10 protein-coding genes are annotated in these 14,098 nt (G+C 72.3%); 8 read left to right on the forward strand and 2 right to left on the reverse strand.

The features are described 5' to 3' along the window. Positions 1 to 114: 114 nt before the first annotated feature. From D7Y21_RS06615 to D7Y21_RS06625, 3 genes are all read left to right on the forward strand, one after another. The gene (locus D7Y21_RS06615; RefSeq protein ID WP_121711976.1) at positions 115 to 1,119 is read left to right on the forward strand and encodes a DUF1028 domain-containing protein; all 1,005 of its coding nucleotides are present in this window, start codon (positions 115 to 117) and stop codon (positions 1,117 to 1,119) included. Positions 1,120 to 1,242: 123 nt separating this feature from the next. Continuing rightward, positions 1,243 to 2,247: a DUF1028 domain-containing protein gene (locus D7Y21_RS06620; RefSeq protein WP_121711978.1), complete on the forward strand. Its 1,005-nt coding sequence runs from the start codon at positions 1,243 to 1,245 to the stop codon at positions 2,245 to 2,247. Between the two features lie 58 nt (positions 2,248 to 2,305). Next, entirely contained in the window at positions 2,306 to 3,487 is a 1,182-nt protein-coding gene (locus D7Y21_RS06625) for an acyl-CoA dehydrogenase family protein (RefSeq protein WP_120566573.1), read from the forward strand. A gap of 79 nt (positions 3,488 to 3,566) precedes the next feature. Here D7Y21_RS06625 and D7Y21_RS06630 read toward each other — a convergent pair whose 3' ends face one another. Beyond that, positions 3,567 to 4,463: a DUF2058 family protein gene (locus tag D7Y21_RS06630; RefSeq protein ID WP_120566574.1), complete on the reverse strand. Its 897-nt coding sequence runs from the start codon at positions 4,461 to 4,463 to the stop codon at positions 3,567 to 3,569. A gap of 106 nt (positions 4,464 to 4,569) precedes the next feature. Here D7Y21_RS06630 and D7Y21_RS06635 point away from each other — a divergent pair, with 106 nt between their 5' ends. The 3 genes from D7Y21_RS06635 (at position 4,570) to D7Y21_RS06645 (ending at position 6,831) form a co-directional block, all read left to right on the forward strand. Next, a complete protein-coding gene (locus D7Y21_RS06635; RefSeq protein WP_120566575.1) occupies positions 4,570 to 5,607 on the forward strand; it encodes a hypothetical protein in 1,038 nt (345 codons plus the stop codon). 182 nt (positions 5,608 to 5,789) lie between these two features. Then, on the forward strand, positions 5,790 to 6,335 hold the full coding sequence (locus D7Y21_RS06640; RefSeq protein ID WP_120566576.1) for a hypothetical protein: 546 nt from the start codon (positions 5,790 to 5,792) through the stop codon (positions 6,333 to 6,335). 154 nt (positions 6,336 to 6,489) lie between these two features. Continuing rightward, positions 6,490 to 6,831 (forward strand): hypothetical protein, encoded by a 342-nt coding sequence (locus tag D7Y21_RS06645; protein ID WP_014394173.1) that lies wholly within the window; start codon positions 6,490 to 6,492, stop codon positions 6,829 to 6,831. Between the two features lie 13 nt (positions 6,832 to 6,844). Here D7Y21_RS06645 and D7Y21_RS06650 read toward each other — a convergent pair whose 3' ends face one another. Then, complete coding sequence (locus D7Y21_RS06650; RefSeq protein WP_121711980.1) at positions 6,845 to 8,371, reverse strand: peptidase M3; 1,527 nt, start codon at positions 8,369 to 8,371, stop codon at positions 6,845 to 6,847. 133 nt (positions 8,372 to 8,504) lie between these two features. On the opposite strand from D7Y21_RS06650, the gene D7Y21_RS06655 reads away from it, so the two are divergent. Next, entirely contained in the window at positions 8,505 to 9,443 is a 939-nt protein-coding gene (locus D7Y21_RS06655; RefSeq protein WP_121711982.1) for an RluA family pseudouridine synthase, read from the forward strand. Between the two features lie 161 nt (positions 9,444 to 9,604). Next, positions 9,605 to 14,098: hypothetical protein (locus tag D7Y21_RS06660; RefSeq protein ID WP_121711985.1), on the forward strand; the 4,494-nt coding region annotated here is incomplete at its 3' end.

Raw genomic sequence — 14,098 nt, forward strand, 5'->3', positions numbered from 1 at the left:
GGACAGCATAGGACCCCGCGCGTGGAGCCGCGCGGAAGGTGCATGGCGAAATGCATCAATTGCGCTGCCGGGGACTCTTCAAGACATCAACCACTGCATCGGAGTCCCCTGCGTATGAAGTCCCTTGAGCGTGGCCTGCTGGCCGCTTCCTGCCTGATGTTCGCGTCCACGTCCGCCCTCGCGGCGGCGCCCACCGGTCGCGCCAACCCGCGCCTCATGGGCACGCGCGCCATCGTCGCGTGCGACGCGGTGGAGAAGTCCTGCGGCGTGGCCAGCATCTCCTTCCCCGCGGGCATCAGCGGACTGGTGCCCTACGGCCGTCCGGACGTGGCCATCGCCACCATGTTCTACCCGTCGGTGGATGACGCCGAGGCGGTCCTCGCGCGCGTCGACGCGGGCAACACGGCCCAGCAGGCCGTCGACTACGTGTTCTCCGTGGATCCGTACGCGGACTACCGCCAGCTCGCCGTGGTGAAGCTCAACCCCAACGGCACCATCACGGTGGGCCAGCAGACCGGCGCGGAGAACGCCCCGCAGCGCTGCGCCGTGAAGGGCGCCACCTTCGTGGTGCAGGCCAACAACCAGACCACGTCCACCATCTGCGCCGCGATGGCGACGGGCTTCCAGCAGGCCACGGGCAGCCTGCCGCAGCGGCTGCTCGCGTCGCTCAAGGCGGGGGCCGCCGTGGGCGGCGACAACAACGGCGAGCGCTCCGGCGTCATCCGCGTCTGGACCTCGGAGAACGAGTCGACCTTCTACACGAAGGTGCTGGCGGACGCCGTCGTGCACACCAGCAGGACCGCGCTGAAGGACCTGGAGGTGGAGATGAACCGCTACCAGGCGGGCATCGCCGCGCCGTACGCGTCGGACCTCATCCCGCTCGACGCGGAGACCGCGAAGGTCGTGAAGGGCGCCCTGTTCAAGGCCGGCTACTACAACGGCGTCGTGGATGGGACCTGGAACGACGCCGCCGAGCAGGCGCTGGATGCCTTCAACTGGAACACGCTCTTCTTCCTCAAGCCCACGGTGCTGGTGAACGGCCAGCGGAAGATCGACGGTCCGCTGGTCAACTACCTGCGCAACGCGGATCCGAAGGCCTTCAAGCCCGGCGGGTTGTGAAGCACCGGACCCTCGGGTCCGTCCGCGGTATCCCTGTGGGCCGGACGGTGCATGGCGACATGCATCATTCGCGCGTCAGGGGGCTCTTCCAGACACCGCTCACTGCATCGAGGTCCATTGCATATGAAGACCCTCAATCGTGGCTTGCTGGCCGCCTCCTGTCTGATGTTCGTGTCCACGTCCGCCCTCGCGGCGGCGCCCACCGGCCGCGCCAACCCGCGTCTCATGGGCACGCGCGCCATTGTCGCGTGCGACGCGGTGGAGAAGTCCTGCGGCGTGGCCAGCATCTCCTTCCCCGCGGGCATCAGCGGCCTGGTGCCCTATGGCCGTCCGGACGTTGCGGTGGCCTCCATGTTCTACCCCTCGGTGGATGACGCCGAGGCGGTCATCGCCCGCACCGACGCGGGCGACACGGCCCAGGCCGCCATCGACTACGTGTTCACCGTGGATCCATACGCGGACTACCGCCAGCTCGCCGCGGTGAAGCTCAACCCCGACGGCACCATCACGGTGGGCCAGCAGACCGGCGCGGAGAGCCCCTCGCATCGCTGCGCCGTGAAGGGCGCCACCTTCGTGGTGCAGGCCAACAACCAGACCACTCCATCCATCTGCGCCGCCATGGCGACGGGTTTCCAGAAGGCCAGGGGCAGCCTGCCGCAGCGGCTGCTCGCGTCGCTCAAGGCGGGGGCCGCCGTGGGCGGCGACAACAACGGCGAGCGCTCCGGCGTCATCCGCGTCTGGAGCTCGGAGAACGAGGCGGTCTTCTTCACGAAGGTGCTGGCGGACGCCGTCGTGCACAGCAGCAAGCACGCGCTGAAGGAGCTGGAGGTGGAGATGAACCGCTACCAGGCGGGCGTCGCGGCGCCGTACGCGTCAGACCTCATCTCCCTGGACAAGGAGACCGCGAAGGTCGTGAAGCGCGTGCTGCGCAAGCTCGGGTACTACCACGGCCGCATGGACGGGACCTGGAGCGACGCCGCCGAGCAGGCGCTGTATGACTTCAACTGGAACAACAGCTTCTTCCTCAAGCCCACCGTGGTGGTGGACGGTCAGCGGAGGGTTGACGGTCCGCTGTTCAACTTCATGCGCGACGCGGACCTGGATGCGCTCGCGCCCGCGACGCACTGAGACACCGAGCCTCGGGTGCGTTTGACGGCTCCCGCATGGCGACGTCAAGCTCGCCGCCATGCCCCGCGCCGACATCACCGACCTGTTCCGCATCGACGACCTGCTGTCCGCCGAGGAGAAGGCCGCTCGCGACGCGGTGGCCCGCTTCGTGGACGCGGAGGTGCTGCCCATCATCGGCAAGCACTTCCGCGACGGCACCTTCCCCGCGCACCTCATCCCGGGCCTGGCGGAGCTGGGCGTGCTGGGCGCGAACCTCCAGGGCTACGGCTGCGCGGGCATGAACACCGTCAGCTACGGCCTGGTGTTGCAGGAGCTGGAGCGCGGTGACTCCGGCCTGCGCAGCTTCGCGTCCGTGCAGGGCTCGCTGTGCATGTTCCCCATCCACGCTTACGGCAGCGAGGAGCAGAAGACGCGCTTCCTGCCCGGCATGGCGAAGGGGCAGCTCATCGGCTGCTTCGGCCTCACCGAGCCCGACTTCGGCTCCAACCCCGGCGGCATGCGCGCCCGCGCCCGGAAGGATGGAGACACCTGGGTGCTCAACGGCACCAAGGCGTGGATTACCAACGGCTCCATCGCGGACGTCGCGGTGGTGTGGGCCAAGACGGATGACGGCGGCCCGGAGTCCGTGCGCGGCTTCCTGGTGGAGAAGGGGATGCCCGGCTTCAGCGCGCGGGAGATTCCCGGCAAGTTCTCCCTGCGCGCGTCGCGCACCAGTGAGCTGTCCTTCCAGGACGTGCGCGTGCCGGACCGCAACGTGCTGCCCGGCGTCGTGGGCCTGCGCGGTCCGCTGTCGTGCCTCAACAACGCGCGAGCGGGCATCGCGTTCGCGGTGACGGGCGCGGCCATTGCGTGCTTCGAGGGCGCGCGCGAATACGCGCTGTCCCGCACGCAGTTCGACGGCAAGTCCATCGCCGGCTACCAGCTCACGCAGGAGAAGCTGGCGGACATGCTCCAGGAGATCGTCAAGGCGCAGTTGTTGGGCCTGCGGCTCGCGCGCCTCAAGGACGAAGGCAAGAGCAACCCCGTGATGGTGAGCCTGGCCAAGCGCAACAACGTGAAGAGCGCGCTCGACATCGCCCGCGTGGCCCGGAGCATCTACGGCGCCAACGGCATCACGGACGACTACCCGCCCGTGCGCCACATGTTGAATCTGGAGAGCGTCTTCACCTACGAGGGCACCCACGAGGTGCACACGCTGGTGCTGGGCAAGGCCATCACCGGCATCGACGCGTTCGGCTGAGGCGAGCGCGGACGTCCGGTGGAAGCCGCGCCTCCCCTCGCTCCCGGATGGGAAGGAGGGGAGGGCACGGGAAGGAACGTCAGGACTGGGGGCTGCCTTCGCCGTTCGGCTCGGACGACGGCTCGCCAGGGGACTCGGACGACGGCTCGGACTCGGCGGACGCCTCGCCCTCCTCGGCACCTTCCGCGGCGGCCTCGGGCTCGTCGGCGACTTCCGGCGCGGTGCCGGAGGCCTCGGCGGCCTGCTGCGCCTTGAGCTCCTCGTCGTTCATGAAGCCGACGGGGTTCTCCTTGCGGTTGAAGAAGCGCACGGCCTTGGCGGACAGCGCGTACATCTGCTCGGCCGCGGCGGCGGGCACCAGCGAGTGCTCGATCTGCGCGGGCTCCGGGCGCTCCACCACGCCCAGCTCGCCGTCCTCCAGCTGCTTGGCCTGGGCGGGGCTCAGCTCCATGCGGCGCAGCTTTCCCTTGCGCGTCATGAAGTAGAAGGTCGTCTCGCCCGGCTCCTGGGGCACCTGGGCGCCGAGCACCAGCTCGCGCAGGGCGCGGTCCAGCTCCACCTGCTTCTTGGACTCGGCGCGCTGGTAGGCCTTGGAGCCCGGCATGGGCGGCAGCTTGGGGATGGGCTTCTCCGTGGGCGTGCCCGGACGCGCGCTCGCGCCGGACCCGCCCTGGGGACCGCCCCGGAAGCCTCCGCCCTGGCGCGGCGGACCGCCCGCACCGTGGCGCGGGGGACCTCCGGCGCCGCGCGGCGGACCGCCACCGCCCTCACGGCGCGGTGGACCTCCGCGGTCATCACGGCGCGGCGGGCCTCCGGCTGTCCGATTCTCATCACGTCCGCGAGGGGCTGGGGCGCGTGGAGCGCTCCCCCGGCTGTCCTCCTGGCGCCGTGGCGCCGAGGGCGTGGAGTCGGACTTCTTGGCCTGCTCCTCGGAGACGAGGCCCGCTTTCAACAACTTGTCTCGCAGGTTCTGCATGGGTTGGGCGTTCTATCCCTTGCACGGCCGCACGCAAGCCGCCGCTTGCCGCTCCTGTCCCCCCCACGTAACTTGCCGCCCCCGCCGTCCTGGTCGTGGAGGTTCCGTGAGAAGTCTGACGAAGTCCGCCGCCCTCGCCCTGGTCCTGGCAGCCACCGGCTGCTCCGACCCCGTCGACAAGGCGGCCAAGGCCCGCATCTTCTCGCCGGAGGACCCGCCGAAGGTGGTGGCCTCGGCGAAGGAGAAGCTGCCGCCGGAGGACGTCGCGGACAACCCCCAGGTCTCCCGCCGCATCCTGGGCATGGACGCCGCGGAGGTGACCGAGCGGCTGGGCCCGCACTTCTTCCAGTCCACCCTCAGCTACGAGTGGGCCGGCCCCAACGGGAACAACCCCGTGAAGCTCACGGAAACGCGCTCCTTCCGAGCGGGCCCCGGGGGCGTCAACGGCGACTTCCACGGCGTCCTGGAGAACTCGCGGGACCAGGGCCTGGAGGTGATGCGCGTGAAGGGGCAGGTGTTCGCGCGCAACCGCTACGGCCCGTACCGCCAGCGCCTGCGCGACCGCGGCATGGCCGAGCGCACCCGCACGGAGCTGACGGGCGCCATCCGCGACTTCGACAGCCTCTTCCAGGGCCGCATCAAGCTCACCCCCGCGGGCACCGTCACCCACGAGGGGCGCACCGCGTGGAAGTACAACGTGTCCCTGGGCGCGCCCCAGGAGGGCGGCACGCCGAAGAAGATGCCCGCCGCCTTCACGCCCAAGAACGCGGACGAGACGACGAAGCGCCGCGCCAACTTCTTCACGCACCGGCTGCCGCGCTCGCTGGAGGGCGAGGTGCTGGTGGACTCGGCCACGTCCGTCGTCCTCAAGGCCCGGCTGGACGGCCGCATCGGCGTGCCCCAGGAGAAGACCCCGGAGGCGGCGGAGCTGCGCATGACGCTGGAGTCCAGCCTGACGGACATCGGCAAGGACCCCGCGCTGCAGCCGCCCCAGGACTTCCTGCCGGACGCGGACAAGCCCCAGGGCATCGCGGACGCGCTGGACCACTTCGGCATCCCGCGCACCAAGGCCGGGGACTCGACCGGCACCCCTGGGGCCGCGGCCGGCGCCCCCGAGCCGGAAGACGAGGCCGAGGGCAACTGACGCACCCCGCCGCGCCTCCTGTCCGTTGGAAGCCCTACGGCTTCACCGCGGGAGGCGCGCGGCCCTTCCGGGCTGTGACGGCCGTGTCCTGCACGGGCCGCCGCCCCGGCCGGGGCCTTCCCGCAAGTGCCTGACGCGGCTGGGGAATCCCCCTGGCCCTGGCCTTGCTCTCACGGGAGGCCATGTTCCGTTCCGCCCTCCCCCTGGCGTGTGCCGGGCTCGCACTCCTGGCGACCCCGGCCCTCGCCGAACCCGCCCGCAACCTGGGCATCACCGTCGCGCCGCTGGGGGCCTACGTGCTCCAGGGCGACGCGGAAGGGGCGCCCACGGTGGGCTACAGCGCGGGCCTGGGCTGGGCGTACCGCAAGCCGGGGGCGGTGCTGGAGGTGGGCGGCCACCTGGCGTCCAGCCGGCACCTGACGGAGGTGACGCCCATGTCCGTGCGCGTGGTGCCCCTGGGGGACACCCGGGTGCGGCCCTTCCTGGGGGCGGGGGCCAGCATGCTGGTGCCCCACTCACGGCCCCAGCCGGTGGCCCCGGACGCGCTGGGCAGCCGCGTGCTCCAGCTGGGCTTCGAGCTGTGCGGCGGCGTGGGGGTGGAGCTGGGGGAGAACCTCTTCCTCTCCGCCGAGGCGCGCTACCAGAACTTCTCCGCCAGGGGCTCCCCATTCTCCGGGGAGCGACAGAGCTTGCGCTCCACGTTCCTGGGTCTGGGGATGCATCTGTAGCTGTAGCGGGTGGGGCGGGTCGCTACAGACTGGCAGCGGCCTGTTGGAAGAAATTTTGACGGCCCTCTTGCGTCCTCTACAATCCTCGTCGGTTGCGGCCCAGACGCATCTGACATGCTCGGGTGTTCAGGCGTGCACAACGAAGGGAGCGGAGATGGAGCGCAAGGTCGGAAGTAGCACGTTGACCGCGAAAGAGGTCAAGGCGGCGCTGGAGAAGTCCACCACGCTGACGGCCACGGAGGAGAAGGCTCTGCGCATGCGCCACGGCGCGGGCGCTCCCAGCAAGAGCGCGCCGCTGCCCCGCGCCGCTGGTGCGAACGCGGAGCTGGCGGACGAGCTGCTCGTCATCGAGATGCAGCTGATGAAGGCCATGCGCGCGCGCACTGGCCAGACGCGCACCGCGGCCAACGCCTCCAAGGCGCCGGCTCGCGAGGTCGCTCCGGCCAACGCGGCGAAGGACAAGATCGTCCGCGCGCTGCGCGCCAAGAAGAAGTAGGGGGCCGTACTCCCTACTGGTTGAGGATGGCCACGAGGCGCGCTCCCGCCTCGGGCAGCGCCAGCGGCGTGCCCGAAACCTCCGTGGCCAGTCCCTCCGCGTCAGCGGCGCCGCCGCGCGCGAAAAGCCCCTTGAGCCAGGTGAAGGCGGAGGGGTTGCGCCAGAAGTCCTCGTTGAACCGCTCCAGCAGGTGCGCGGTGAGCCGGGTCTCCAGGGCCCAGGCCCGCAGGTAGCGGGTGACGTAGAGCTGTGAGTCCACGTCATGGAGGAAGAAGCCCGGGTGCGGCTGCGCGAAGAGTGCGCGGCGCTGGCCGTCGGCGTACTCGTCCGCGCGGTCGGCGGAGGCGCCCTTGGTGCTCAGGGACAGCTCGTAGGACAGCTTCGCGCAGTGGCGGCGCAGCACGGCCAGGGCCTGGAACGCGGCCAGGCGCACCACGTCCTTCGTCGTGCCGGACGGCAGGCCCAGGTAGCGCTTGAGCCAGGGCGGGGACAGCAGCAGCCGCTCGAAGGTGGCGGCATACGCTTCCGTGACGGAGGCGTCGCCCAGGCGGCGCAGCTCCATGGGGGCGTCCGCGTCCACGTGGGCCAGGTGCCACGCGTGGCCCAGCTCGTGGAGCAGGTCGCCCAGCGCGTCCATGCCGCTCCGGGGCTGGAGGACCAGGCGGATTTCGTTGGGCACGCGCACTGCGGCGACGAAGGGGCGTGACGCCTTGCCGGGGCGGGCCTCGTCATCCAGGCGGATTCGGCCGCCAGCCTCCGGGTGGAGGCCCCAGTCGGACAGCCAGCGCATCACGGCGGGGACGGTGTCCTCGCGGCGGAAGCAGGCGTCCATCCACGGGGCGCGCAGGGCGTGCTGCACGTCGTGGCGCCGCGCCTCGCCGCCGGGCAGCGGGCGCAGGGTGGGCTCCAGCTTGCGCAACACGTAGGCCAGCACGTCGCGGTAGGCGTCCTCGGTGCGCTTGAGGGTCTCCTCGGCGGCCTCGGCCAGCTTGCCCGCGTCGATGCCGGTGACGTCCTGGCGCAGCGAGGGGTAGTCCGGGAAGCCCAGCACCTCCGCGGCCTGGAGGGTGGCGTCGCGCCGGTCTCCATAGGGGCCACGGTGGTCCCAGAGGAAGTTGCCGGCGCCGCGCTCCAGGAGGGCGCGACGGGAGCGGCTGGGCTCGCGTGGAATCTGGGACAGGGCCTGGGCCAGGGACAGCGTCGTGTCGTCCGCGGGGATGTGGGAGCGGGCCTCCAGCGCGACGACGGCGTCCGCCGCGGGCAGGGCGAGCGACTCCTCCACCTGGGTGGCGATGAGCTCGCGCACCAACGTGATGCGGCGGATGGCGACGGGGTCGGGGTCGCCCTTGCCCTTCGCGCGGGCGAGCGCCTCGCTGGCGGCGGCGAAGGTCTCCGGCGAGGACAGCTCCGGAAAGGACGCGTAGAGGCGTGCGACGGGGAGGTCCGGGGAGAGTCCGGCGCCGTAGCGGTACTGGAGGGTGGCCAGCTCGGCGAGGAAGTCATCCAGCCGCGACCGGACGGAGAGCAGGGGGCGGTCCATGGCGGCGCGGAAGGTAACAGGAAGCCCGCGTCAGGGCAGGGAGCACGCGCATAGAGTGTCGCGCCATGTCCTCCGCCTCCGTCGCCTGTCCGCATGCCCCCCTGGAGTCCCTCCTGGAAAGGGGCGGCGCGCGATGAAGCGCCGGACGTTCCGGGCGGAGGGGGCGCACGTGGGCCGTGCCCTGGTGGAGGCGGTGGCGGCGGAGCTGGCGCTGCCGGTGGCGGATGTGCGGCGGCTGGTGGACGTGGGCGCCGTGTACGTGGCGGGGCGGCGCGCGCGGGATGGGGCCGTGAAGCTCCAGGCCGCGCAGGTGGTGACGGTGGTGCTGGAGGAGGCCGGGCAGAGCCCGCTGGAGGCCTCGAAGCCCGCGGTCCCCTTTCGCGTGCTGTTCGAGGACGCGGACGTCATCGCGGTGGACAAGCCCTCGGGCCTGAACGCGCAGCCCACGGAAGGCCGGGTGGGTGGCAGCCTGGTGGACCTGGTGAGCGAGCACCTGGGGCGGCAGGCGGGGCTGGTGCACCGGTTGGACCGGGAGACGTCCGGAGTGACGGTGTTCGGCAAGACGGCCGCCGCCACCTCCGCGCTGGCCGAGGCGTTCCGGGAGGGCACCGCGCGCAAGCGCTACCTCGCGGCGACGGGGCCGGGGCTCCCGGTGGGTGGCACGGTGGACCTGCCCCTGTCGAAGGACCCGTCGCGGCCGGGGCGCTGGCGGGCGACCCGCGCGGCCAATGGCGTGCCCGCGTGGACGGACTTCCGGACGCTGTTCGCGGGGGAGGCGTTCAGCCTGGTGGAGCTGCTGCCCCGGACGGGCCGCACGCACCAGCTCCGGGCGCACCTGACGGCGCTGGAGCACCCCATCCTGGGGGACTCGCGCTATGGCGGCGCGGGGAGCGCGGGGGGCCTGATGGCGGCGCGGTGCCTGCTGCACGCGCACGCGCTGGAGCTGGGGCATCCGCGCACGGGCGGGCCGCTGCGGTTGGAGGCGGCGGTGCCGGAGGACCTGCGGGCGTTCTTCGAGTCGGCGGGCGTGCGCGTTCCGGAAGGGCCCATCGTGGCCTCGGACGCGTCCTGAGAACCTGGAAAACCAGGGCCCTGTGCTGGCGGACAGGATGCCCCCGTCGCGCGCATCGTGTGTAGACTGGGGGCTTCATGGGTGGCGGGAGACACGGCAAGGGCCCACGGACGCCGGAGCCCTCCCTTCGCGGACCGGAGCCAGGCTCGCGAGGAGAGGACGTGCGAGGCGCGGTGGCCCGGATCTGCCGGGACGCTGCTCGGCTGCTCCAGGAGGGGCAGGCGGCGCGGGCGTATTCCGGCCTGGTGTCCGCCAGCCGTTCCCTGCCGATGACGCCCCGGCTCGCGGCGGTGCTGGTCCGGTGCGCGCTGAAGGCGGGCACGGAGCGCGCGGTCATCACCCTGCTGGACGCGGCGATGGTGACGGAGCGGGGCGAGGTGCGCCGCGAGGTGCGCCGCCAGCTGTCGCGGGTGTTGCGGCGCACGGGCCAGGAAGCGCGCGCCGCGGCGGTGCTCAACGGGCTGTTGATGGACGCGCCGGATGACGCCCGGGCCCGCTTCGTGCTCGACGTGCTGCGCGAGCGGGTGGCGAAGGCGAAGTCGGTGCCGTCGCCGCAGCCCCTGGCGGAGGACGAGGAGTCCCGGACGAAGACCGTGGAGGTGTCCGCGCTGGCGCTGTCGGATCCGGAGCTGGGCAACACGGTGGTGGAGATGCCGGTGGTTTCGGTGCCGGCCCCGCAGGCGTGGGCTCCCCGGGCCGCCACGGTGCAGGTCCCGCTGGGCGAGTGGGCGGAACCGGCACGGACGGCGTCGCGAGGACCGGAGTTCCCCTGGGAAGACGAAGGGCCGGGCAAGGCCCGGGTGGTGACGCCGCCACGGGGAGCGAGGACGATTCCGGAGCCCGTGTCGGCGGGAGCTTCCGGTGCACGGAGTGAGACGGACTCCGGTGCCGGGCTCGCCGGGTCACCCCGCCTCAAGGGGGAAGGCTCCGCTGCGCAGGAGGCTGGCGAGAAGGCACCGGACACGGTGCGCCCTGGAGATGAGGCGCAGGCGCCGAGCGACATGGGCCCTGCTGCATCGGATGGGTCGTCGTCAGCGGTCGAGGCGCGGGCGTCAGATGATGCGGTGAACTCAGCGGCCTCGGGTGCATCGTCGTCCGTGAACGTCGCGGATGCGCCTGCGTCCGTCGTCGCGCCGCAAGGCGCATCGCCGTCCGCGGCGGTGCCCGAACACGTCATCGCGGCGTTGAGCGCATTGATGTTGTCAGGCGAGGCAAAGGCGCCTGAGCGCGTCGAAACGGCATCGTCGTCAGCGGATGCGGCCGAGCACGTCGGTGGAACACCGCCAGCGAGTGCGACGCAGACGCCACTGCTTCCGGACACGGCAGCAGCGTCCGAAGTGAAGGCCATTGCGACGACGACTGAAGCAGCGGCGTCGGATGCGGTGCGGACGCCCGACGGGAAGGTTGAGGCGCCGGCGCCTGCTGCCGCGCCACCGGCTTCGCCGTTGTTCGAGGCGACGCAGGTCTTCGGCAAGAAGCTCGAGGAAGCGCCGCCTGCCGATGCCGCACAGGCCGTCGACGAAAAGCCTTCGTCGCAGAAGCCCTCCGAGGAGTCTCCGGCCGCGATGACGGCGGCACCCTCGAAGACCTCCGCTCCTGACGAGCCGTCCCCACGCCAGCCGGATGCGGTGCGGGTGCCGGGCGGTCCGCCGAGTGCCCCCGACCCGGACGAAGCGACGTCGGAAGTGCTCCCTCCGCGTCCGTCCAGCGCGGTGCTGGTGCCGGGTGCGCCAGCGATGGCGTTCGACGACGAAGAGGCGACCTCGGAGATCATCCCTCCCGAGCGTGTCGAAGCGGAGAAGGGCGCTTCCGCGTCAACGCAGTCCCGTGACGGGAAGCCATCCGCTCCGCGACGGGCCTCCGTGCTGGTCCCCGCCGCTTCGAAGCCCGCGTTCGACGAGGAGGAATCGACTTCGGAAGTCGTCTTCCCTCAGGCGGATTCCCCCGCGCAGGCCGCCACCGCCGCGCCCCGGCGCGACTCCACGCGCGTCCCCTCGGTGAAGCCCTCCGAGCCCCCGGCTTCGGATGCAGCTGCGTCGGCACGCACCGCGGACGAAGGCTCGGAGCGGGCCTGGTCCCAGCGCCAGGAGGCCCAGCTCATCGCTCGCAGTGCCTGGCGCGAGCTGGCCCAGCTGTACCTCAAGCGCGCGGACCGCGCGAAGGACGCACCCGAGCGCGCCGAAGCCCTCACCCGGCTCGCGGAGGTGATGGAGAACGAGCTCCAGGACTCCGCGGGCGCCGCGCGCATGTACCGGGAGATCGTCGAGCTGACCGGTGAGCGCACGGCGTTGCGTGAACAGGTCCGGCTGTTGTCGCAGCGAGAGGACGCCTCGCTCGTGCGCCGTGCGCTCGATGACGCGATCTCCCGGGCGAGGACCTCGCGGGCCCGCGCCGTGGCCCTGCTGACGCGAGGCGAGCGGCAGCTGAACATGGGCAACCCCGCGAAGGCGCGCGAGGACTTCGAGGCGGCGGATGCGCTCGTGCCCGGAATGCTGCCCGTGCTCGCGGGGCTGGTGCGCAGCGTGTCCGACGACGAGCGCTTCGCCCAGGTCGAGCGCCTGCGCGCCGCCTGTGCCGCCGCGCCGCGCCGCGCGCCGGATCGCCTGGACGCGCTGCGGGTGCTCGCGCGGACCGCGGAGGAGTCCCTGGGCGACCTGCGCATCGCGCAGTGGGCCTGGGCGGAAGTGCTCGCGGAGAGCCCGGACAATGAGCAACCCCGGGAGCACCTGCTGGCGCTCGCGCGCCGCCTGGGCGACCTGCCCGCGCTGAGTGCGTTGCTGCACGCGCAGCTCGCCCGTGAGCCTCGGGGACCGGCCGCGCGCAAGGCGCACCTGGAGCGGATCGCCACGCTGGAGGCGATGGGCGACGCGGGAGCGGCCCTGGCGGAGCTGCGCCAGGCCGTGCGCTTCGAGCCGGGGCACAAGGAAGCCTGGCTGCTGCTCGCGGACCGCTGCACCGAGCGCGAGCAATTCGGCGAGGCCGCCTGGGCGCTGGAGAACGCGGCCACCGCGACGGAAGACGACGAGGAGCGCCAGCACACGTGGGAGCGGCTCGCGCTCTTCTGCCGCGAGGTGCTGCACAACACCGAGAAGGCCCGCCTCTACGCGCGCCGCGCCGAGAGTCTGCGCAAGTCCCGCGAGCAGCGCGCCCATCCGCCATCGCCGGAGCCCGCGCGTCCGGCGCCTTCGCAGGCCGGCGGGGTGCCGCCACCGTCGGTGCTCGTCGCGCCGCCGGTCGCCACGGGCCGGGTGCCCGCGGCGAAGCGCAAGGACCTGTCCGACGAGGTGACGTCCAACACGGACGTCCCGTCGCTGCTCCAGGCGGCGGAGGCCTCGTCCGCCAATGCCCCGGAGAAGCGCTCGACCGGAGCGAAGGACGGCGCGGGCCAGAAGGCCGGGGCTCCAGGGGCCAGCGCGACTGCGCGCAAGGGACGCGGCAACGCGGCAGCGCAGGTCGGCTCGACGAACACGGCTGGCGAGGAACCCGACGCGGCTCCTGGCAACAAGAAGCGAGGGCGCGCGGGGGCTCGGAGTGACACGGCTGAGCGTGCGTCGCGGAAGGAATCAGAGCGAGGCGCGGGAGCGTCTCCAGCCGCGGCGCAGCCTGGGAAGGCCCCCTCGGGAAGCCATGCCCCGGTCGCGGATGTCGCCAAGGCCCCCTCCGGACGGCACGCGTCGGTAGGAGACGCCGCCCAGGGAGCGGAAGCGCAGCGCCGCCCCGCATCCGGGAAGGCTCCGGTGGGAAGCCCTGTGTCCCTCGCGGATACAGTGCCGGGCGCGGAGGTCGACCTCCCAACCAAGGCCCCTTCGGGACGTCATGCGCCGGTGGACACCGTAGCGACGTCCACGGAAGCACCTCGGCAACCCAAGGCGCCCTCGGGACGTCATGCGCCGGTAGGAACCTCACCGTTCCCCACGGAAGCACCGCGCCAGCCCAAGGCACCCTCCGGAAGTCACGCGCCAGTCGGTACCGCAGCGCCGGGCACGGACGCCACCCGCCAGCCAAAGGCCCCGTCCGGTCGTCACGCTCCCGTAGGCGCAACGGCATCCGGCGCGGATGCCGCACGCCAGCCGAAGGTTCCGTCCGGCCGTCACGCCTCCGTCGGCGCCACGGCATCCAGCACGGACGCCACCCGCCAGCCCAAGGCTCCATCCGGCCGTCACGGCTCGGTCGCGAGCACTTCGCAAGACGCGGACTCCCCCCGTCGCGCCGCGAAGGCGCCAGCGGAGAGCCCTGTCTCCCTCTCGGAGTCCGCCCCCGCTCCCAGCGGCATGGCTCGGGCCGCGAAGCTGTCTCGCGGCGGCTCGGCCCAGGAACCCGGCCCCACGCAGGACGACGCAACCTCCGCGCCCGACCGCAAGCCGCGAGCCGCCGCCACACCTCCGCGCGAAAGGACCACGGCCTTCGGAGCATCGCTCTCGCTGGACGCGGAGCCCGAAGCCCCGGCGTCGAGCAAGGCCGCCTCCGCTGCGTCCACCCCCGAGGACAACGCCCGTTCCTCCAAGAACGCGGGCACGCAGGTCCGCGAAGCCCCGTCCCGCGTGGAACGCGCCCCGCGCGCCGGACACGCGCCCCGGGTCGCGTTGTCCGCCAGCGGCGTGGAACCCCCGCCGCCTCCCCGTGCCCCGCTGTCCGCCAGTGGCGTGGAACCCCCG

Source organism: Corallococcus sp. AB045 (assembly GCF_003668895.1).
GTDB lineage: Bacteria > Myxococcota > Myxococcia > Myxococcales > Myxococcaceae > Corallococcus > Corallococcus coralloides.

What these genes read in the sequence shown, in the direction of transcription:
- D7Y21_RS06615 (WP_121711976.1), top strand. Translation starts at nt 115, where the DNA reads ATGAAGTCCCTTGAGCGTGGCCTGCTGGCCGCTTCCTGCCTGATGTTC.
- D7Y21_RS06620 (WP_121711978.1), top strand. Translation starts at nt 1,243, where the DNA reads ATGAAGACCCTCAATCGTGGCTTGCTGGCCGCCTCCTGTCTGATGTTC.
- D7Y21_RS06625 (WP_120566573.1), top strand. Translation starts at nt 2,306, where the DNA reads ATGCCCCGCGCCGACATCACCGACCTGTTCCGCATCGACGACCTGCTG.
- D7Y21_RS06630 (WP_120566574.1), bottom strand. Translation starts at nt 4,463, where the DNA reads ATGCAGAACCTGCGAGACAAGTTGTTGAAAGCGGGCCTCGTCTCCGAG.
- D7Y21_RS06640 (WP_120566576.1), top strand. Translation starts at nt 5,790, where the DNA reads ATGTTCCGTTCCGCCCTCCCCCTGGCGTGTGCCGGGCTCGCACTCCTG.
- D7Y21_RS06645 (WP_014394173.1), top strand. Translation starts at nt 6,490, where the DNA reads ATGGAGCGCAAGGTCGGAAGTAGCACGTTGACCGCGAAAGAGGTCAAG.
- D7Y21_RS06650 (WP_121711980.1), bottom strand. Translation starts at nt 8,371, where the DNA reads ATGGACCGCCCCCTGCTCTCCGTCCGGTCGCGGCTGGATGACTTCCTC.
- D7Y21_RS06655 (WP_121711982.1), top strand. Translation starts at nt 8,505, where the DNA reads ATGAAGCGCCGGACGTTCCGGGCGGAGGGGGCGCACGTGGGCCGTGCC.